18 protein-coding genes are annotated in these 21,821 nt (G+C 40.1%); 10 read left to right on the top strand and 8 right to left on the bottom strand.

From position 1 onward, the window contains the following. Positions 1–174: 174 nt before the first annotated feature. Both AHMF7605_RS31230 and AHMF7605_RS27790 read right to left on the bottom strand, forming a co-directional pair. On the bottom strand, positions 175–390 hold the full coding sequence (locus AHMF7605_RS31230) for a hypothetical protein (RefSeq protein ID WP_394336243.1): 216 nt from the start codon (positions 388–390) through the stop codon (positions 175–177). Between the two features lie 2 nt (positions 391–392). Next, on the bottom strand, positions 393–716 hold the full coding sequence (locus AHMF7605_RS27790) for a hypothetical protein (RefSeq protein ID WP_106933178.1): 324 nt from the start codon (positions 714–716) through the stop codon (positions 393–395). A gap of 361 nt (positions 717–1,077) precedes the next feature. On the opposite strand from AHMF7605_RS27790, the gene AHMF7605_RS27785 reads away from it, so the two are divergent. The 7 genes from AHMF7605_RS27785 (at position 1,078) to AHMF7605_RS27760 (ending at position 9,176) form a co-directional block, all read left to right on the top strand. Beyond that, a complete protein-coding gene (locus AHMF7605_RS27785) occupies positions 1,078–2,265 on the top strand; it encodes a PAS domain-containing sensor histidine kinase (RefSeq protein WP_106933177.1) in 1,188 nt (395 codons plus the stop codon). Further along, the gene (locus AHMF7605_RS27780; protein ID WP_106933176.1) at positions 2,262–3,329 is read left to right on the top strand and encodes a response regulator; all 1,068 of its coding nucleotides are present in this window, start codon (positions 2,262–2,264) and stop codon (positions 3,327–3,329) included. The genes AHMF7605_RS27785 and AHMF7605_RS27780 overlap by 4 nt, the downstream gene beginning before the upstream one ends. 357 nt (positions 3,330–3,686) lie before the next feature. After that, the gene (locus AHMF7605_RS30315; protein WP_199200321.1) at positions 3,687–4,658 is read left to right on the top strand and encodes a L,D-transpeptidase scaffold domain-containing protein; all 972 of its coding nucleotides are present in this window, start codon (positions 3,687–3,689) and stop codon (positions 4,656–4,658) included. Further along, on the top strand, positions 4,612–5,247 hold the full coding sequence (locus tag AHMF7605_RS30310; RefSeq protein WP_199200320.1) for a L,D-transpeptidase family protein: 636 nt from the start codon (positions 4,612–4,614) through the stop codon (positions 5,245–5,247). Before AHMF7605_RS30315 ends, AHMF7605_RS30310 begins: the two co-directional genes overlap by 47 nt. 944 nt (positions 5,248–6,191) lie before the next feature. Beyond that, positions 6,192–7,262 carry a DUF6544 family protein gene (locus AHMF7605_RS27765; protein WP_146153689.1) on the top strand — a complete coding sequence of 357 codons (1,071 nt, stop codon included), beginning with the start codon at positions 6,192–6,194 and terminating at the stop codon, positions 7,260–7,262. Between the two features lie 67 nt (positions 7,263–7,329). Then, positions 7,330–7,503, top strand: a complete 174-nt coding sequence (locus AHMF7605_RS30025; RefSeq protein WP_158267639.1) for a hypothetical protein — start codon at positions 7,330–7,332, stop codon at positions 7,501–7,503. Between the two features lie 200 nt (positions 7,504–7,703). Continuing rightward, complete coding sequence (locus tag AHMF7605_RS27760) at positions 7,704–9,176, top strand: glycoside hydrolase family 130 protein (protein WP_106933174.1); 1,473 nt, start codon at positions 7,704–7,706, stop codon at positions 9,174–9,176. Here AHMF7605_RS27760 and AHMF7605_RS27755 read toward each other — a convergent pair. Together AHMF7605_RS27755 and AHMF7605_RS27750 are read right to left on the bottom strand one after the other, a co-directional pair. Further along, complete coding sequence (locus AHMF7605_RS27755) at positions 9,165–10,172, bottom strand: glycosyltransferase family 4 protein (protein WP_106933173.1); 1,008 nt, start codon at positions 10,170–10,172, stop codon at positions 9,165–9,167. The two genes, AHMF7605_RS27760 and AHMF7605_RS27755, sit on opposite strands and share 12 nt — an antisense overlap. Continuing rightward, on the bottom strand, positions 10,169–12,448 hold the full coding sequence (locus AHMF7605_RS27750) for a glycosyltransferase family 4 protein (RefSeq protein ID WP_106933172.1): 2,280 nt from the start codon (positions 12,446–12,448) through the stop codon (positions 10,169–10,171). Before AHMF7605_RS27750 ends, AHMF7605_RS27755 begins: the two co-directional genes overlap by 4 nt. A 927-nt stretch (positions 12,449–13,375) precedes the next feature. Here AHMF7605_RS27750 and AHMF7605_RS27745 point away from each other — a divergent pair. Continuing rightward, on the top strand, positions 13,376–13,726 hold the full coding sequence (locus tag AHMF7605_RS27745) for a hypothetical protein (protein ID WP_106933171.1): 351 nt from the start codon (positions 13,376–13,378) through the stop codon (positions 13,724–13,726). A gap of 437 nt (positions 13,727–14,163) precedes the next feature. Here the strand turns inward: AHMF7605_RS27745 and AHMF7605_RS27740 are convergent, their stop codons facing one another. The 4 genes from AHMF7605_RS27740 to AHMF7605_RS30020 form a co-directional block, all read right to left on the bottom strand. After that, positions 14,164–16,626, bottom strand: coding sequence for an ABC transporter permease (locus AHMF7605_RS27740; protein ID WP_106933170.1), 2,463 nt, complete (start codon positions 16,624–16,626; stop codon positions 14,164–14,166). A 147-nt stretch (positions 16,627–16,773) separates the two neighbouring features. After that, positions 16,774–17,895: an acyltransferase family protein gene (locus tag AHMF7605_RS27735; protein WP_106933169.1), complete on the bottom strand. Its 1,122-nt coding sequence runs from the start codon at positions 17,893–17,895 to the stop codon at positions 16,774–16,776. A gap of 827 nt (positions 17,896–18,722) precedes the next feature. Further along, positions 18,723–19,241, bottom strand: a complete 519-nt coding sequence (locus AHMF7605_RS27730; RefSeq protein ID WP_106933168.1) for a response regulator transcription factor — start codon at positions 19,239–19,241, stop codon at positions 18,723–18,725. Positions 19,242–19,370: 129 nt separating this feature from the next. Continuing rightward, positions 19,371–19,529, bottom strand: a complete 159-nt coding sequence (locus AHMF7605_RS30020; protein ID WP_158267638.1) for a hypothetical protein — start codon at positions 19,527–19,529, stop codon at positions 19,371–19,373. Positions 19,530–19,679: 150 nt separating this feature from the next. Here AHMF7605_RS30020 and AHMF7605_RS27725 point away from each other — a divergent pair, with 150 nt between their 5' ends. Both AHMF7605_RS27725 and AHMF7605_RS27720 read left to right on the top strand, forming a co-directional pair. Continuing rightward, positions 19,680–20,090 (top strand): T9SS type A sorting domain-containing protein, encoded by a 411-nt coding sequence (locus tag AHMF7605_RS27725; RefSeq protein ID WP_106933167.1) that lies wholly within the window; start codon positions 19,680–19,682, stop codon positions 20,088–20,090. Between the two features lie 434 nt (positions 20,091–20,524). Next, positions 20,525–21,376 (top strand): SDR family oxidoreductase, encoded by an 852-nt coding sequence (locus AHMF7605_RS27720; protein WP_106933166.1) that lies wholly within the window; start codon positions 20,525–20,527, stop codon positions 21,374–21,376. Positions 21,377–21,821 lie beyond the last annotated feature (445 nt).

The raw sequence follows: 21,821 nt of genomic DNA, 5'->3' as shown, positions 1-21,821 counted from the left end.
ATATTAGATTCTGTACAAATTTACCTTCTAACACCCGCTTATGCTGTGCGCCAGATCAAGCGAAAAAGTGATGTTCATCACTTTAAATAATCTTTAACTCTGGCCTAAAAAATGACACTAAGGCTTTAAATAAGGTATATATATCTTTTTTCATAAAACCCTTTTTTAGTGATATTAATTACTTGCGGATAAATTATCTGTTTTTTGGAGTTTTAAGAGGATGTTGATGGTGACATCGTCGCCCGTTTTAAGAGCACCCATCATATAAGTTGGCGCCTTTATTTTATAATCACTCATTTTGATCTTTTGCGATCCTTCGCAGGAAATGCTTTCATCCTGGTTTAAAACATAGCTCGTCCGGAGATTTACTTGATTAGAAACCCCTCTTATGGTTAAGATGTTTTATTACTTTTTTTGAATGGATAAATGGTAGCATTAATTAGTTTAAAAGTAATTTTATTGTATTCATTCGCTTTTAATACTTTATAAGACCTAGTATCCATCAATCTATCCTTACTTTTAAGGTGCGTTACTGGCAGCGAGAAATAGAGCGAATTTATTTCTTGCACCTTTATTGTGAAATTTCCTTCGCAGGTAAAGGTGCTGGCCAGTATGTCCCAATCGTGCAGGTTGGAGGTACCGGTGACTTGTACTAGAGAGCCAGTTACCAGTTTGTAAGGTGTTTGCCCTTGTACCGATAAAAGGGTAATAGACATTAGGCCTAATATGATAATCAAGACGAGTAGGCCTTTTAAAAATCTCTTGTTTTGGGCGGTATGGATGTATGAAACGTTCATTTCCTTTGGCTTAAATTTTAGATTATTAATAAGTCAAAGGTAGCGTGCACTTAAGGGGTAAAGAATGATATAGAGGCTGTAAAAAAGTGATTCTCAATACTAATAGGCTCTACGGGAAGATATCCTCCAAACAGAAACAGTGCCTTTAAGACCTGAACTAACGTCAAGCGTGTGTTCTCACCCTTACCGGCTAAGCCTTATTCTTTGTTCTGCTTGCAACTCATACACGATTTTTTTAAAGCAACGTAAAATAAGTCACTACTTGTGTTAACTGCTCTAAATGGATAATTTAAAATTACTGCACGCTATTTTTAATACCGCCATCGACGGCATTATTACCATTGATTCGCAGGGCTTAATTGAAACAATGAACCCCGCGGCCCTGAGGCTCTTTGGCTATGAAGAAGAGGAAGTGAGTGGTGAAAACATAAGTGTGCTGATACCCAAACCGGATAAAGGAGCACATAATGGTTACCTGCATCGGCACCAGGATACCGGAAAAAAACGAATAATTGGGACTGGCCGGGAAGTGTTAGGTTTAAAAAAAGATGGCACTACTTTCCCGTTTCGGTTGGCTGTGAGTGAAGTGGAATACGAAAACCGCAAAATATACACTGGTTTTATTCACGACCTTTCTAAGGAAAAAGAAGCAGAAGAAAATTTAAAAAAATATACCAGCGAACTGGAAGCAAAGATTAAAGAACGCACCCAGAATTTAGAGCATTTGATTAATGATTTGGAGAAAGCACGGGATGAAGCGGATCGCTCCATGGAAAAGCAAAAAGAATTAAACCTGCTCAAAACCCGGTTTGTTTCAATGGCTTCGCACGAATTCCGGACCCCCTTAAGTTCTATTCAACTTTCCGCTTTATTAATCGACAAATACTTGGAAAAATTAGAGCCGGAAAACATTCTGAAACACACGGCAAAAATTAAAAACTCCGTTGCACACTTAACCGGGATTCTGAACGATTTTTTGTCATTGGAAAAATTAGAAGCCGGTAAAACAAAAGCACTCTTACAATCCTTTGATTTGGTAAAATTTTCGGAAGAACTCATCGAAGAAATGCAATTAATTGCCAAACAAAATCAAAATATTGTCTACCAACATACCGGGGCCATTAGTCATGTTTACCTAGATCCAGCCTTATTAAAAAATGCCGCCATTAACCTCGTATCTAATGCCATTAAATACTCCGGCGAAAACACGTTTATTGAATTTAATTCTGAAGTAGACGAGGCCGAAGTTTGCATTACGGTAAAAGATAATGGCATTGGTATCCCGGAAGAGGAACAGAAACACTTATTTCAGCCTTTTTTCCGGGCGCATAATACGGGCAATATTCCCGGAACCGGCCTGGGTTTAAATATTGTAAAGCGCTACGTGGAATTAATGGGGGGAAAAGTTATTTACCACAGTGCCCAACACGAAGGAACTTCTGTTTCGTTAATATTTAAGAACAGATGAACGCACTAAAAAAAACAGTCCTGCTCATAGAAGACAACCAGGATATCCGGGAAAGTACCGCTGAAATTCTAACTCTGGCCGACTTTACGGTTTTTACCGCAGAAAATGGAAAAAAAGGTATTGAACTAGCGCAGGCGAACCTGCCTGATATTATTTTGTGTGATATTATGATGCCGGAAATGGATGGCTATAGTGTTTTGTACCTGCTTCATAAGAATGAAAACACCACCGATATTCCTTTTATCTTTTTAACGGCTAAAGCAGAACGGGCGGATATGCGCAAAGGCATGGAAATGGGGGCAGATGATTATCTCACGAAGCCTTTTAATGATATGGAATTGCTAACGGCTATCGAAAGCAGGCTACAAAAGCGCGAGCGGGCCATCCATCAGGCTAATAACACGGTTTCTTTTACGGGCTTACTGGATGAAGCCCGGTCGGCCAAACTCTTAAACGATATTTCCGGAAATAGCCGCCTTCGCAGCTACAAAAAAAAGCAAAATATTTACATGGGCGGCGACCAACCACTGAATGTTTATCTGGTTAAAAGTGGGAAAATCCGGTCGTATATGCTTTACCAGGATGGCCGGGAAATAATTTCCGGCATATTTAATACCGGCGATTTTCTAGGTTATGAGTCTGTTCTGTTAAACACGCCTTATCCAGAAAATGCGGAAGCCATGGAAGCCACAGAACTTTTTCTTATTCCAAAAGATGAGTTTAATACCCTTTTGTTTAAAGATCGCAGTATTGCGAAGAAATTTATTCAGTTATTATCCGGCAATGTCCAGGAAAAGCAAGAACAACTATTAAAACTGGCTTATGATTCCGTTCGAAAAAGAGTAGCAGATGCCTTAATTAACTTGGCAGAAAAGTTTGAGGGCGCCGCAGTTGAAACTTGTGAAATAAAAATTTCCCGCGATGATCTGGCGGCTATGGTAGGTACGGCCAATGAAACTATTAGTCGTACCCTTACCGATTTTAAAGACGAAAAAATGATTCTAAAAGAAGGCAGCACCATTAAAATCTTATCAGTAGAAAAACTCCGACGAATAAAACAGTAAGAAGCTCCAAGTTCATTTTCCCAATCAAGAAAAATTAAACCCATTTAATTAAACTTGGTAGTTTGTCTATATATCCCCTAATTCCTACTTAAATAAATTTGTGATAAGAATCATAAAATCATCTGTTTAAGATCATGGTAATTCTGATGCCGGTTGCCGATCTTTGTCAGGTAACAGGTAAACAGTAGAAAATAGCAAGTATTTACTAAATGCATAAAATCCGTTGCCAGCCTATGGTATTCATTCTCATTTTCCCTTATTCCTATGCATTTATGTTATCTAAGATATTCCTTCCTAATTATTTTTATCATTAGTTTTTCAGTAATAAGTTGCAGCCAGCCATCTAAGAAAACGGAGGTGACTAATTCTTTAAAGAAAGACTGGGATCAGACTATATCGGGAAATTTTAGCGAAAAATCAAATCTTGTTTTTGATAGTACGCAGCTTACTGATTTTTTTAAGAGTTATCCTGATGTTAAAGGCTATGAACAGGATATCAGGAGTTTTTATCATAAAAGAAATTTTTCGTATGCTTGGTTTGATAATGGTGTATTAATCGAACAAGCCGGGAATCTAGGAAACAGGTTAATGAATCTAGAAAATGATGGGGTTTACAAGCAACTTTCCTATCTAAAAGCACTTGATTCTTTATTGTACGGAAGTAATAATACAGATTCTTTAGGAAAGCCCGATATCCGGCTGGAGCTAATGCTCACATCTGAATATTTTGTATTTTCAAAACTTGCCTGGGAAGGCATGACACCAGCAGTAAGCAAATCTAACAAATGGTATTTACCCAGAAAAAAAGTTGCTTATGATCAATATTTGGATAGTCTATTAACCACACCAATTAAAGAATTGTCTGCTAATGAGCCTGTTTATCGCCAATATGAATTACTAAAAACATATTTAAAAAAGTACCGGGCCTTAGAAGCCCGGGAAACCTGGTTGCCTATAGCAATTACTATAAAACCACTTAAACCGGGAGATACTTCTTCAACGATACTTCAAATAAAGAAACGCTTATTTAAGCTGGAAGATTACCAAGGGGATACCTTAAGCCAAGTGTTTAACAGCGATTTATCTTCGGCTATAAAGAATTTCCAGGAACGAAATGGTTTGATAAAGAATGGTTTACCTAACAAAGCAACCATAGCTGAACTGAATATTCCTTTAAAAAGCCGGATTAAACAAATTCTGGTAAATATGGAACGCAGTCGTTGGCTACCGGTAACCCTAAACAGAGAGTATGTAGCAGTTAATATTCCTGAATATAAATTGCATGTGTACCGATGTGTACCGGGCCGACAGCTTACTATGGAGTTGTAATGCGGTAGTTGGCCAAACCGATCACGCCACTACCCTGTTCTACGGCGAAATTAAATATGTAGTATTTAGTCCTTATTGGAACATACCTCCGGGAATTTTGCGGAAGGAGGTAATTCCGGGCATGAAAAAGAATGCTAATTACCTTAAAAATCATAACATGGAAATTACCGGCTACCGAGCAGGTTTGCCGGTAGTCAGACAAAAACCGGGACCGTCAAACTCCTTGGGGCTAGTTAAATTTCTATTTCCAAACAGCTATAATATTTACCTGCACGATACCCCAGCAAAATCGTTGTTTAATGAATCAGCCAGAGCCTTTAGTCATGGTTGCATCCGGATTGCCGAACCGGCAAAGCTCGCCGGCTTTCTGCTTAAAGACAACCAGAAATGGAATTCCGCCAAAATTGATAGTGCTATGCACTCTGGTAAAGAACATTATGTAACCATAAAAAATAAGGTACCGGTATTTATTGCCTATTTTACTGCCTTTATAGACCGAAATGGCCGGCTGAACTTCCGAAAAGATATTTACAACCTCGATGAACGGCTTGCAGCTACAATTATTTCGGGTGAAGGTGTTTATCAATAACACTTCTAAAATAAAAAATAACCTTCTTTCTTTTACAGGTTTAAAACTAAATAGCTAGAGGTTAATTAGAGTTAATCTATTACGAATAATGTAAAGCTCTCTGGACTAATATATTTTCTTGCCGGTGCTATTGTTTTAATAGGCATTATAACTGTCGAAGCAATAACCCACTTAAAAAGATTTGTAGTTATTTGATAAATAACCGCGATGCGCTATTATAACATGGAGTACGGAGCAAAATTAACAATGATTAAAATCATTCACACCTTAATATGGCTGTTTTTCAGTTCTATTATTTTCTATATGCTTTATGCAACAATAGTAAATAAACTCGATAAATGGCTATGGATAGATTACGGTTTCATAATGGCAGAAGTCGTTACCTTACTAATTTTTAAGGGCAGGTGCCCCTTAACTCTTATTGCCAGTAAATACTCCAATTCCAGGAAAGACAACTTTGATATTTATCTTCCTACTTTTATAGCTAAATACAATAAGTTGATATATTCAGCCATCATGATAATTATTTTTATTCTAACTATTTATCAACTTCTGAATTAGCGCAACTTAGAATATTTAACAGGAATGAAAACCTAAAACTTATGGATATTTTGTATTTAATTGATCGGCAAATTATCTAGCAACATTTACTATTTATTTAAAAGTTTATCTATTTTATAAAAGTATCTCTAAGCAACTAATTTACCACGCTACCCGGCCTTTGCTCACCTTACCCGAGAAGCCATTTATGAAGGCAAAACCGAAAAAACAAAAATTAGTACGGGTAAAATAAAAAGTGATAAACTAATCTTATAAAGCTATTCTGAGGCCTATAGGAATGTGTTTTTATAGTAAATGCATGAATGCTACCAATGAGTTGAAGCCAGCATCAAAGAGCCAACAGTATAGAATAGTCAAGTATGCGAATAGCCTTTTTTATACTCATGATAGTTCATGGGTTAATCCATTTACTTGGCTTTGTGAAAGCTTTTAGACTATCAGAGATAAAACAATTAACACAAACTATTTCAAAACCTTTTGGGGTGATTTGGCTGCTTGCTTGTATCTTTTTTGTAATAGCCGCACTATTATTTGCTTTAAAAAATAATTATTGGTGGCTGTTTGGATTGATAGCCTTAGTGACCTCACAAGTCTTGATTAGTTTCTTTTGGCACGATGCTAAATTTGGAACAATTGCCAATGTAATTATTCTTATTGCCGCAATAATTGGCTATGCAACATCCCATTTTTATAATCAATATCAACAAGCTGTTAAAACCGGATTGCAGCAGCCAGAATATTTCCAAAATTCTGAACTAACAGAAACCGACATCCAGCACTTACCCGAGCCTGTTAAAAAATACCTTCGTTTTACAGGTTCTCTTGGTAAACCCAAGGTGAATACTTTTAAAGTAGAATTTACTGGCAAAATCAGAAAAGACGAGCAATCCGAATGGATGTCCTTTACTTCCGAGCAGTATAATTTTATGGAAACGCCAACGCGGTTATTTTTTATGAAAGCAGTAATGAAAAAATTACCTGTGGCAGGTTATCACTGCTTTAAAAATGGAGCGGCTTATATGGATATCCGGCTGTTCTCCTTGTTCAAAGTGCAATACCAAGACGGAGCAGAAATGGATTTGTCAGAAACGGTTACCTTTTTCAATGACATGTGTTGTTTGGCTCCACCTACCCTTATTGACAAGCGAATAAAGTGGTTAGAGGTAGAAAATAATAAAGTGAAAGCATCTTTTACGAATAACAATATCACGGTTTCTGCGTGGCTGTTCTTTAATGACAGCGGCGAACTCATAAATTTTGTTTCGGAAGACCGCTATTCTGCTGATGCTGGCAAGCAGTTACCTTGGTCAACTCCCTTAAAAGATTACCATGAAATAAATAATTACAAACTGTTTGGAAATGCAGAAACCATTTACAGTTATCCAGATAGAGATTTATGTTATGGAACTTTCAAACTCATCAAGCTAGAATATAACAGCAAATACCTTGATTAAATTAACAACTATAGATAATAAGCGAGGCCTTTCTCTATCTTTAAATTGAAGCTAATCAAAATAAATAATGAGTAAAACTAAAAGTGCCGTTTACAATAAAACTTTAGCAGAATTGGCCTCAATTTTAGATACTAATTTAAAGGCCGATTTATCAGAAGCCTCAATTGCTTCCTGCTTGCAAAAATGGGACTTAAATAAAATTGACCAACATGCAACGCGAAGCAATGAGGCAATCAAGTGATTAATTTAGGAAATCTAAGAAAATGCAATAATTCTAAATTCTGGTAAACTATCCTTTAAAAATAAAAGAGTCTGTCCACCTAAATTTAGTCTATCTTTAAGAAATATAGTGAATTTGGGTATTGAAAATCAATCACGTACCTAACTACCTAGTTAAGGCTTTCATTGGTGGATCGTCTTTTTTCTTTATACCCAAATACCATGAGACTTTCCATTGAAAGAAAATCTGTAAAAGTGAATCCGGATATGAAACGGGTAATTGCCCGTTTCTTTTTTAATGGCGATGAACGTGCCCGACATGTTATAAGCCGGGTGATGCGCCTCAGTGAAGAACAAGTATTTAGTACCATCTCCCCCATTTTACAGGAATACTCCAAAAGGCACCGAAACATTACCAAGGTATTAAACCGGCACTGCGCCAAGTTACAATATCTGTTCCCCGAGTTAGGTTTGGATTATGGAAAAATGGAACCTTACCGGAAATTATTACTGGGGTCCTACTTCACCCATGAATATTCCATTGAATCAGCTGCTTTTTTTAATCCATCTATTGTAGAAGACCCGGACCAGTCCGAACTGGAAGCAGGAGAAAAAAGAATTATTATTAGTTTCAGGGCAGTAGGTGAAGGCCATATCTCTTCTATTGTTTTTCGGCGGGCCTTGCTGGACAAAGATGCGAATATAGTGGTGTTGCCTGCCGGTAATTACATCGATGAAGCAGAACTAGTGAGCGGAGCCATGTTTAACAAAAAAACATTCTTCGACAATGCCTTTACCACCCAAATAAACCCGCAAGTATTACAGGAAGTAGAAGAACAATTAAACGAAGAGTTTGATTTTACTTCGCTTAGAAAACTGGTAATGGCTGCGCAGGAATTACAGCCAGATAGTGCCCAGAAAAGAGAATACGAAAAGGTGCTCTGGCTGGCCGATGCGCATTACGATTTAGCCTTTTCATTAGATACGGATATATCAGATAGGGTCATTTTCCCTATTTCAGACTTTGAACGCAAAGGTATAGAAGACGCTAGATTTGTGAACTTTACCGAAGAAGACGGGCGTACGGTTTACTATGCCACCTATACGGCCTACGATGGTTCGGCTATTATGCCTAAATTAATTAAAACCCGCGATTTTTACCACTTCCGGGTAATGCCCCTTTACGGAGCCGGAGCGCATAACAAGAATCTGGCTTTATTTCCCCGTAAAATCAACGGCAAGTTTGCCATGATATCCCGAATTGATGGCTGGAGCAATTATATTATGTTTTCGGATAACATTAATGTATGGGAAAACCCAGTGAGAATCCAGGAACCCAAATATCCCTGGGAATTTATTCAAATTGGTAACTGCGGTTCGCCCATAGAAACGGAACAGGGCTGGCTGGTAATTACGCATGGGGTTGGTCCGATGCGAAGATACTGCCTGGGCGTAAGTTTGCTTAGCCTGGATAATCCGGCAATAGAAATAGGTCATTTAAGTGAGCCTTTGCTTATCCCTAACAAGGAAGAAAGAGAAGGTTACGTACCCAATGTACTGTATTCCTGCGGCTCTCTAATTCATAATGGCAAACTGGTTATTCCTTATGGTTTATCTGATTACAGTTCTTCGTTTGTAACCGTTGATGTAACCTCTTTGCTCAATAAGCTTCTGGATAAGTCTTCAGCGGTTTAATATCTGATGGTAAACGGTAAGGTAGTCACTTGTCATTTTTTGCTGCGAAAAGTTTGTGGTAGCCCATTCCCGGCAGTCTAACCGGTTTATTTTTCCGAGTTGCTGAACTGCTTCCACGGCCTCAGAAACATTGTCCACTAAAAAACCCGTCTGGTTAGCTTGAATTAACTCGGGCATGGAGCCTTTGTTGAAGGCAATAACCGGTGTTCCGCAAAGCATTGCTTCTGCCACACTTAAGCCAAATGGTTCGTTGAAGTGAATGGGATGCAATAATGCCGCGGCATTTCCCAGCAATTTATTTCTTTGTTCCGGACCCACGTGACCCAGAAAGATAATGGAGTCCTTTAAAAAAGGTTGTACTTTCTCCTGGAAGTAAGTCTGGTCCTGAATAATACCGGCTATAAGTAATTTTTTTTCGCATTGCTGGGCAATTTGAATAGCTTCCGCCGTGCCTTTATCCGGATGGATGCGACCTAAAAATAATAAATAATCCTCTGGTTGCTCGATAAAGGTAAAATCCTCCGTGCGTAGTCCATTATACACAGTGGCTATATATGGCAACTGAGGGCTGCGGTCAGCGTGGCTAATGGCAACATAACTTGTATTAGCTGCATATTTTTGATACACCGGAATAATTCTAGAAGACGAAAATCCGTGAATAGTCGTCACCATAGGCGTAGAAATCAATTTGGAATAGCTAAGCGGTAAAAAATCAAAATGATTATGGATAATATCAAATTGACTTGCTTTTTCCATCAGGTTACTGATATGCAGACACTCTACCACCTTAGCATCCTGCTCACGGTCTTCCTCATAACCTTTTTGAACTACCGCGTCCAGTTTGCCCTGCGTAATGGAATCGGCAGTAGCAAACAGGGTAACTTCCATACCAGTGGCTACTAAACCTTCCGCCACGTTAGATGCCATTTGTTCCCAGGGGCCATAGTGTCGGGGCGGCGTTCGCCAGGCAATGGGTGCTAGTACAGCTACCCTCATACTGTGGGTGCTAATTCTTTATCAGCCAGGTCGTATTGGTATTCTAATTCCAGAGCTTTTAAAACGGTAAGATGAGAAATTAGATATGCCAGGGTACTCTCGGCTCCTTGGTTCCGGTTAATAGCCGTTTGCTGCAGGCCATCACAACACCCCTTTGTTTCCTGGTCGTACAAGGGCACACGTAAAATATTTTCCCCCAGAAACCATTGGTAACTGACAAACATTTTCTGAATAAATTCCGGTTCACGCGTGGTTTGGTAAGCCTGTAGATACATTAAAACCATGGCCATAGTTTCAATTGCCTGTTGGTCAAATAAGGGCATCTCATTGCCTTGGCTATACCATCCTTGGTTACCAATAGGGCTAAGGAACCCATTTTTAAAACTTAAAATATCCAGAAAAGACATAGACTCCATGGCTACCCGCTTTACTTGTTCATCACCGGTAATTTCGCAGGAGTGTAGTAACGCTAGCGGCAAAATAGCATTATCATAGGTAAGCTTATCTTCAAACCAGTGCCAGGTATCTTCCCGATGAGTTTCGTAGGCATGCATTAAAGAAGCGGTTAAATTAATCAGTTCCCGCACCATTCCTTCATCATCCGGGTGGGTTTTTAAATAATAGGCAACGCCAATAATGGTATTACCAATGCCGCGTAAATGGTGAAGTTGTTTAAAGTGAATAACTGACCTGGAAAATAATTCTCCGGCAAATTCCCGGTAAGAATTGTTGGGCGCACAACTTATCAGGTAACCTAAAGCCCAAACCGTACGGCCAAAAGAATCTTCAGAACCAATTTCGTCGAGATACTGGCGGGTGAAACTCAGAAAATTACGGAAATTACCGTCCTCGCGCTGCATATAATGAATGTAACTGAGGTAAATAGGCAATAAGGCAAGAGCCTCCTGACTTTTATTCTGCTGATAGGCCATCAGGGCCATAATTAAGGCTCGGGCATTATCATCCAGGCAGTAGCCTTCTTTTAAATTGGGTATGCCGTACTTGGCATGTTGCACAATGCCGGTATCGTCGGTAAGCCGGCGTACATGCGCTAAACTAAACTCGGGAATAATTTCCGGGTCTACAATATGAAGAAGTTTGGGTTCGCCTACTTCCGCTTGGGTAAGGGCTAGCTCTATCGCCTGAATATACTCCGCCCCAATCTTAGGCCAGCGTAGTTGCAGCCCATACTCGTACGCATTTTGTTGCAGTGCTTTTAATTCTTCGGGATTGTTTAGTAATTCATTTACAATTTCTGCGAGAGCTTCCGAATCTTTAAATCCAAATAAACGACCCCGGTCTTCGGCGAGCAGTTCCAGAGCATGCCAATAGGGAGTAGATACTACTGCGGCACCCGCACCGATTGCATAAGATAAAGTGCCACTGGTAATCTGGGCCTCGTTGTTATAAGGGGTAATGTAAATGGTAGCCGCTTTCAGATAATTAATCAGCTCTTCTTCGGAAACAAATTTATTAATGAAAACCAAGTGCTTGTCTACTTTCAATTTTATTGCCAGCAGTTTTAATTGTTCCCGGTACTCTTCGCCCGAACTACGCAGCACGCCCGGGTGGGTATTTCCTAACACTACATAGGTAACATCCGGGTGTTGCGCCACAATAGCGGGCAAAGCCCGAATTACCGTTTCTAGTCCTTTGTTGCGGCTTAGCAGCCCGAAGGTAAAAAGTACCCGCCGGTTCCGGAAGGGAGATATAGCATGCAAGGGATTAACCTGAGGAGCCTCCAAATCGGGCGCTCCGTGTTGAATAAATTGAATTTTCTCGGGTGCAATGCCATATATATCAATCAGGAATTCAATTCCCCGCCGACTCATAACCATTAATTTGGCGGAGCGCTGGGCTATTTCCTGGATAATGATTTTTTGGGTATAGGAAGGTTCCTTTAAAATAGTGTGAAGTACAGTAATCAGAGGTTTCTCTAAGCGATGCAGCAAGGGTAATATATAAATACCACTTTCTCCCCCGAAAATTCCAAATTCATGCTCCAGTATGCAAACATCTGCATCGCTGGTGTTTATATAAGTTGCTGCTAAGATATAATCCTTTTGACTATTCTGGCGGATTACAAACTTAACTTCTTCCGGGTATTCGTATTCAGACAAACTTTCCGAATCATTCATTGCCATTCCAAATACGCTTGCCTGCCAGGTTTGTCTCTGCAATTTCAGGTTTGCCAATATTGCCCTGACAACATTATTATTAAAAGTGGCTATACCACATTCGCGGGGTAAAAAAGTAGATATATAGGCTATTTTCATGCTTCGTAAGGTTAAGTAACCGCCATAGAGCCGTAGGAGAGCGGGCTTGCAATAATTAATTCTGTAAGAATAAAAGAATCAGCTGCTTATGACTTTTTAGGAAGATAGCGTTAATTAATAGTATTACCTAATTCTGGATGATGGCAATTTACAAACTGGCGGTTCTCATTGGTAAATATCTGGTTACTAAACTAAAAGCATGGGTTTGAATCCAATGAAGGTAGATGGTAAAATCGGTTTATTTCAATTTAATAAAACCGCTTATCATTAAGGTATAATTCAAGTATTAATAAATTATATAAATCTATTAGTTACATTAGCTCAGCTGTACAATATAATTATTCTAAGAAATTTACTATCAATAAATAAGAAACTCGATATTAATTAGAGAACAGTATGAATACAATACGAAAAAATTAGAAAAATAAAATCTACTTAAGCGGAGTTTCCGGATTTAGAATTTTTGAGCTTATAAAAAAGTGTTTTCTGCGTGTAAAAAAGCGATTACCCAGGATGATTTTGTAATAAAAACCGAATTAATTGACATCATAAAAGCATTGTTCCTTTACATCTTCTTATCTCTAATTGCGAGACGGCCATTTAAAAATTTTCCCTTCCACTCTAAAGCAGTTCCAATTTTTGTTCACGAACAAACTTATTAAATCTCTTTCCTCCGGCTTTTTAGATTTATCAGTGCCCCGAATTTAAAGATGAAAAGAACTTTTCTCCCTATAGAAAGGCGCTAGCGCCTTTATAAAGCTCATAAAAGGACATTCATAGACTCGTATTTACTACTGGTCTAAGTTCCCGGGCCTGTGGTCTATTCCATTTTTTACCTAGTAGTAAAAGGGCTTCCTTTGAATTATTAAACCGGCCGCTAGTTAGCCGCCCTTATTTTAACCACTTTACTTTAAACTATTTACCAATATGAAAAACATGAAAAATTTAGTTACCGCCCTGCTTTTTACTTTAATTGTCGGCATTTCTAGTGTTAGTTTTGCTTTACCTAACCGGACCACTCTGCAAGAACAACCAGCACCTGCTACTGATTTGGCCGTCACCTTTGGCCACTTGCAAAAATCGAATTTAGATGTCATGGTTGCCTCCGTAATAAATGCCCGGATGACGATTCGCCTGTATGATGCCACCGAAAAAAACATTGCTACCAAAACATTGGCAAAAAACGATAAGGGAACCCTCGTCCGCTTTGACCTGACAGTTTTGGCTAATGGGGTGTACCAGGTAAAAGTTACGGATGGTAAGACCACACAGCAATAGCAATTTGAACTTAAAACGGTGCCCTCCCAAAAGGCTTCTAAGCAGCTCACGATTAGTTAGCATAGGCAGGAACCCGAAATAATAAAAGAAGCCAGCCGTTTACGGGCTGGCTTTTTAATACTGTTCTTAAGAAACTATTTATCTAAAGTTAAGACTGGCACTAAAGCTAAAATATGCCGCCTTTTTCTTCCCCATCGCTGTATACAAGCAAACACCTTTTTAAATGTCGCCTCTGGAGGATGATTCCATTTCAACGAGAGCCCTTGTTTGGCATTAATCTTAGTTCAGTACTGCTCTTCAACTTCCTAAATCCCTTCTTTTAAAGGCTGCTTAGTCGTGCAATAGCCGTTTTTAAACGGATATTGCACGCTTATAAATTCAGCTAAGCCTTTTGAAAGGAACGTTTTTAATTAAGTCTGGCAGTTAACCTTTCAAAACTATTCCGTTCGCAAACTCTGCGCCGGGTTGGCAATGGCTACCTTTATGGCTTGGAAACTTATCGTAAACAAGGCAATAATTAGGGCCGCCAGTCCGCCTACCGCAAACAACCACCAACTGATGTGGATGCGATAAACATAATCTTGCAGCCATTGGTGCATGAAATACCAGGTGAGGGGTGCCGCAATTACAAAGGCAATAACAATGAGGAGGATAAATTCTTTTGAAAACAAATAAACAATATTGCCGACAGTAGCACCCAATACTTTACGAATACCCACTTCTTTTATCCGCTGCACCGCCATGAAGGAGGCTAAACCATACAAACCAAGACAGCTAAGAAATATCGCGATGGCGGCAAAAATTGTATACAAAGTTGACAACTGGTTTTCCTGTTTGTAAAAACTGGCTATTTTATCATCCAAAAACTTGTATTCGTAAACATAATCGGGAAAGGTCTGCTCCCATATTTTTTTAACTGATTGCATGGTAGAAGCCAGGTGGGTGGTGGCTAATTTTATGGCAACCTGGCGGTACATGGTGTTATTGGTCGTAATAATCAAAGGCGCCAGGTTATGGCGGAAAGATCGGTTATGAAAATCTTTCAATACCCCAACTACCGGGCATGTTATTACCCCACCCATTATGCTTATTTCTTTATTTAATATATCTTCCGGGTTTTTAAAACCCAAACTTTTCACCAGCGATTCATTCACTAAAAATTCTCTTGTCATCCCGGAGGGTTGCAAATTTCTTCCGGCTACCAGTTGTAATGTATAAGTTGACACATACCCCGTATCGGCGAATTTGGTAATAGCCTGAAAGCCGGTTTCTTTTACGGCATGATTAAATTTTAAGGTGGTCCACATTTCATTATCATCCTCCACGGGAGTGTTGGAACTGAAGCTTACTGCCTGCACGCCGTTTACCGACAATAACTGTTGTTTTAAATAATCCGTCAGCTTGCCGCCCGAATTGTTCGGCCGGAAAGGAACATTTACAATGGCATCTTTATCAAAGCCTAAGGGTTGATTCATAAAATATTTCATCTGCTGTACAATGATGAGGGTTCCGATAATCAGCGCCTGGGCAATGATGAATTGAAACACCACCAATCCTCTTCTCAATGAAACTCCTTTTGTTGTATTTACGGTGAGCTTACTTTTTAAAGCATTCACCGGATTGAAATGAGATAAAACAATAGATGGATAAAAACCGGCAAGGGCGGTTACCACCATTGTTACCGCCAAAAGGAATAAAATAATGGCCGGATTGTTCCCGAGGTTGAATGAAAGCGAAAGTTCTAAAAATTGATTCACAGCCGGCAAGGCAAGCAGAGTAATAACGGCGGCCAGCAGTACCGCACTAATAACGATTAAAAATGTTTCCGTGATGAATTGGATTTGCAATTGCGATTTATTACTTCCCAAAACTTTTCTTACGCCCACCTCTTTGGCCCGGTTAACCGCCTGTGCCGTGGAGAGATTAATAAAGTTGACGCAGGCAATTAACAAAATGAATGCGGCAATCAGCCACAATACGTTGAGCAGTTCCTGACTGATGGTTTTGTTGCTGTAATTGCCTGTTTGGGTATCATAATGCACGGCATGTAATGGCTGGACAATATAATTATCCTTATTGTCGGGAGATTGTACCTTGCGTGCGTAGGCTCTTAATTGTTGATTGAAATTATTAGCCGAAATAGTTGGCGGCAACAAAACATAGCAACCAAAATCGGGTGCTGTTCCGTTCCAACCGGGTTGGGCAAAACCGTATTGTTTATCTCCGGTAAAATCTGTTCCGTACGCCACCACCATTTTTAGCGGAAAGTCGGTATTGGCCGGTATGGTGGCGAGAACACCCGAAACTCTCAGCACGATGGGCGGAAATTGAAACAATCCGGCGCCTATCCGATAGGTTCCGGTTAGTTTAATGGTTTTACCCATGGCTGTTTTCCAGTCGCCGAAATAGGTTTCCGCTATTTCTTTTGTAAGCAATACATTATTCGGATCTTTTAAGGAAGCATAGGTACCGGCGAGCAGCGGAAAATCAAACAAGCTGAAAAAGGAAGGTTCGGTATAAAATACACCGTTCTGCTCTTTAAAATTTTTTACCGGGGTTCCATTATCATCCAATACCTGAAACTCATCGTTGTGGCTGGCATAAACCGGAACTACTTGTTCTATTTGGGGAAAAGCCGTTTTTAAGCTGGTGGGCAGGGGAAAAGGAACGTTTTTCCCGTAAGAAATACCTGCTGCATCTGCCCGATGGTATTCGGTTAACACCCGATAGATGCGCTTTTTCTGGGCGTGAAAATTATCGAAGCTGGTATGAAATTGTATAATGATAAAGATCATCATACAAACGGCAATACCCACCGCCAAGCCGGCAATGTTGATAACCGTATAATTCCGGTTGCGGATCAACCTTCTGAATGCGGTCTTAAAATAATTTTTAAGCATAGCCCTTGAATTAACTTTCATTCCGAAGCAAAAAAATAGCCATGCCACTTAATCCATGTAAATCAATAAGTTATAAGAAGTAGGTTTAAACTAATTTGTTCGTTTTTGATACAATACTGTTCAATTACAGTACACGATAAACAGGAATTATTGTCCAGTCCGTTGTTGCCTTTTGCTGTTGAGGTACCTCCTTACGGGGATATCATAACCCACCATTACTAAATAGGCTACACCGACCAGTAAAACCGTTCCAATGGAAACTATCACAAATAACTCGGTTGTTCCGGGCTTGTGGCTCGTGTAATAGTTGCCAAACACCCAGATAGCGGCGTAATGGGTCATGTAGAGGGGGTACGAGATATTTCCGGAGAATACACATATTTTTTCCACTCTCGTTGACAAGCTGGCGCCGGCTCCTAAGGCAACAAGTAATGGAAAATAAAATAGAACCACCAGAACTTCTACCACCCAGTTCCATTTAAAATGGGGCATAACGAAGGCCAGTAACAGCAAGAAAGCCAGGCCGATGAACCCGAGTTTATTTTTAATAACCCATTTAGAACGATAGATGAACAGCCCGGCGGAGAAGGAGTAAGCAATACGAGCCCCGCCATCCCAGAAGGTCCCTCCTGACCAGCCCCCCAGCAAGTTTCCGGCCCGATAACCAACCAGACAAAGAATAGCCCCTGCCAGCAAGGTAAGTATAGTTAAATAGCGGCTTGAAAGCTTGTAGAGAATTAGGCCATAAACAATATTAGCAAGGTATTCCCAGAATAATGACCACGAAGGGGCATTGAGGCCGTACAAGTTAAAGGCACGGTCTTCCATCACCGGAAAGGGAATATGTAAGACGGAGCAAAGAAAAATTAAAATAAGTTTACCGGTGCCATACACTCCTTTATAAACTGCGTAGGGATCCAAGAGAAAAGCTAACAGGCCCAATACCGAACCTAAAATAACCAAAGGATGCAACCTTATCAGCCTGGATTTTAAAAACTCCATCACTCCTATCTTTCCTATGCGGTCGTCATAAGCGTACCCGATGACAAACCCGGACAAGCAGAAAAAAAAATCTACGGCTAAGAAACCATGCCCGATAAAATTTCTACTGGAGTCTGGGTAAACCCACTCCATAAAATGAAAAATCACGACCGCTAAAGCTGCTATCCCCCTTAACCCATCGAGAACTATAAAATGCTGCTTAGTCTGTAGAATGCCCAGGTTGGCGTTGGCTTCAGGATGGCCGGGGTTTAGTTGGAGCTTATTCATTAATTCTGGTAAGAGCGAAATGCCATTAACGTTGAACCTTTAATAAGAGTTATTAGCAATGGCATTTCATGAATAAAAATTCAACTACATTAAGTTTATTGCCGTTAAACGCAGATACTCCGCCGGAAAATACGTTTGTTTAAAGCAACTCAGCAAGTTCTGGACGCGGCACTTTTCTTCCCGTTTTTACTACCTTGCTGCTTTGGCAATAAGGAAAGTTTATGGCGAGGATATTTTCGAACATTTCCCATTTTAAGCATCGCACTGGCACTTTTTATGCCGTCCTACTTTTTTACTGTTGCTGGTTTACCGTAACAATCGGGTAAGAACCAATCCCTTTCCAGCATTGCAGGCTGGGTGTCGGTTGACCTTTCTTGTGGTAATTTATAAGTTAAGAGTAAAAGTTACTTTTTCTGCCATTGTTTGTTGTATATTCGTTAACGTAGTTAAGTATATTTCACCTACGTTGGTGGTATATACATCATACTTAAATCCTCGTTGGCTGTAATTTTTGAGAGTGATACAATGAAAAATAATCTTTATCAAATTGATGCCATTACCCACTAGATTTTTAGCGGTAAAATGGTACCCCATAAGCTTTCCTGCGAGAATACCTTGGTGAACGCCTTTGACAGAATAAAACTACTGTCCGCATGGATTTGGCGAGAGTGAGGCAGAAATTTATCTAGCCGCCATTTGTACCTCTATTAAGCCTTAAAACAACTAATGGATTTTAGTTTTCCCACTATCCGGGCATCGTTCAGCCACCAACCGTAGACAGCAACTTAATAAGGATACTCTTTAAGAAAGCATGGAAAACATTACATTCAAAAAGTAACGTTTAACGACTCGGATCGATTACAGAAATAAAGTAAGACGTCAAATTGTTTCCGGTTTAAAATTAATTCTTCTACCGCCACCCACACCAGGTGTTTGTCCGGGTCGATCACTACATTTTCCAGGGTAAGATTCGCATTGCCTTCAAATTTTCTGCGGCGGAGTACGGATTTGACCCGGGCGTGCAATTCGGCCAGGTGAAAGGGTTTCGCTAAGTAATCATCCGCGCCTAACTCTAAGCCCGTTACTTTATCATCCAAGGAATTTTTAGCCGAAATAATAATCACGCCTTCGGCTTTTTGCTGTTTCTTGAGTTCCTGTAAAAGGTCGAGCCCACTGCCACCGGGTAGAGTAATATCCAATAAGATGCAATCGTAGGCATATACCCCAATTTTTTCCAGGGCGCCATCGTAGGTGGTGGCCACCTCTACCACGTATTTTTCTTTTTGGAGCGATTGGGTAATGGTATCCAACATGTCCGGATCATCTTCAATAACCAGTATTTTCATGGTGCTTTCATTTGGCTACAAGTAAAGCGTTAATTCTGGAAAAATTCAGGAATAAGATTAAACAAACTTAAAAATTGGCATATTACTACTGCCAGAGGAAACAGGTTTTAAAAAGAACTTTTCGCAGTGTTATTCTTTTAACCATTTTATACTAGCTCCTAAAGAATTATTTATTTCTTCTATCCGGCTCCATCCATCTATCAAAAGCCAGAATTTACCGATGAAAGCACCTTTTTCCCTCGATGAAAGGCTCTGGCACTTTTTTAGAGCGCCTAAATGAGCATTCATAGACTACTATCTCCTATTAGTCTAGGTTCCCGCCCCAATGGTCTATTCTATTTTTTACGCGACCAAGAAAGCTCTTCCTTTGAATCATCAAACCGGCCGATAGTGAGCCGCGAAAATTCTTAACCAATTTATTCTAAAGTATTTACCAATATGAAAAACTTAAAAAATTTAGTTGCCGCCCTTCTTGTTACCTTAATTATCGGCGCTTCAAATGTCAGTTTTGCTTCGACTAAGAAGATCACCCCGCCAGAACAAACGGCGACTGCCCCGGACTTAGGCGTCACCTTTGGGAACCTGCAAAAATCGAAGTTAGATGTTATGGTTGCCTCCATACCCAATGGCCGGATTACCATACTTTTATTTGATGCCTCCGGTAGAACCATTGCTACCAAAAACCTGACTAAAAAAGACCAAGGAACCCTCGTCCGCTTTGACCTGAAAGCCTTAGCAGATGGCGTGTACCAGGTGAAAGTAACGGATGGCAAAGTTATTCAGCAGCAGCAATTTGAACTGAAAACAGTGCCTTCGCAAGCAGCTTCTCAGCAACTCTCCCTTGGGTAGAGTAGACGAAAGCCCAATATAATTTAAAAAGTCAGCCAGTAAAAGGCTGGCTTTTTTTGTGCTATCATTAGAAGTCCTATCCTGGTAGGCTTTCCAAAAGTAGCGATGTAGAAAGGTGCCTTTATTTACCTTATCAGGGGTTTTCCAGAAAATACCTTTTCGGCATCCTGAACAAGTTTATTCTAATTGCTTTTATTGGTATTCTCGAAGGAAAACCACCTTACAGCTTTCTTTACCTTTAAACGGTACGGTCATTTTGATGGATTGCAAATTCGCGCTAGCAGGCACGTTTAACTATCCGTTATTGGTCAAGGATAGAAAGGCTAAAAGATGCTTATGTGGAATGGAAAGGTATAAACGGGTAAAAAAAAATACTTTTCGGCTTAAAAGCGGCCAGTAGCCGTAGATAGAATAAAAAATTAAGTTAAAGAATAATGGCGGATAAAATACTTATTACGGGCGCTACCGGCCACATTGGTAACCGGGTAGCCGAAATCTTAAAAGATTATGATTCGCTGCGGTTAATGTGCCGGGAACCGGAAAAATTAGCCGGTTTCACTAAAGCCGAAAAAGTAAAAGGAGACTACAAGGATAGTACTAGCTTGGGGAATGCTTTTAGTGACATAGATACTGCCTTTATTGTTTCTGGGTATGCCGCTCCGGGCCAGAGAGCCTTGTTACATAAAAATGCCATTGCGGCCGCGGTTATGGCCGGAGTAAAGCATATTGTTTATCTGTCGTTTCAGGGAGCTTCTCCCCGCAGTAAATTTCCTATGTCCCAGGATCATTTCCAGACCGAAGAATTTATCCGGCAAAGCGGTTTATCTTTTACCCTGCTCCGGGATAGCTTTTACATGGATCTGATCCCCGAGATGTTCGGTGAAAACCGGTTAATGAAAGGACCGGGCGGACGCGGTCAGGTGGCCTGGGTAGCCCGGGAAGATGTAGCCCGAACCATTGCCCATGTACTATTGGACCCGCTTCCCTACCAAGGAACTTTCGACCTTACCGGCCCGGAAGCCTTAACCCTAGCGCAAACCGCCGAACGGTTCACGCAACTGCAAGGCAAAGAATATATTTACCAAGAAGAAACCATCACGCAAGGCATCCGATGGCGGAACGATTTAGGCGCTCCTGCCTGGGAAGTAGCTACCTGGATTGGCTCTTACCTGGCCATTGCCGCCGGAGAAGTTGCCCCGGTAAGCAACGCCGTGGAACAGATAACCGGTCTAAAGCCATTCTCCCTCGAAACTTATTTTACTCAATTCCCGCAAGTTGTTGCTTAATCTTAATTTTTATTGTTCACCTTAGGCCCGGAGAAACGTAAGCCATAATAGTAGCTTTTAGCCGTTTAAACCTAGCATGCCCTTAAAACTCGACCTTGTATCTCTCACGGATTAATACCCCAACTAAAAAAGAGGCTCATTCGGAGCAGCTATACCGAGTTTTATCTTATTACTTAATTTTGAAGGCTTCATTTTTTAAGGTTTCCTGAACCAATTTCAGCCAGATGCAAGTAGTTTTCTGAACCTTTAGAGCTTTCGAGATTAAATTATGCTCTGCTTGCTCAATTAGTAATAGGAAGGAAATAAACGAAGAGAAAAGTGGTGTTCAGGAGAAAAGCCAGGAAAAGTAGAATCTGGTTACCCAAGCAGAAAACAAAAATGGATGGTTGCCTAAAATTTTAAAGAAATACCTATAATCCAGCGAATTTTTTCCGGAATTGGCCAA

Source organism: Adhaeribacter arboris (assembly GCF_003023845.1).
GTDB lineage: Bacteria > Bacteroidota > Bacteroidia > Cytophagales > Hymenobacteraceae > Adhaeribacter > Adhaeribacter arboris.
The sequence above is the reverse complement of the archived record's forward strand: the minus strand, read 5'-3'. Positions and strand labels throughout refer to the sequence as shown.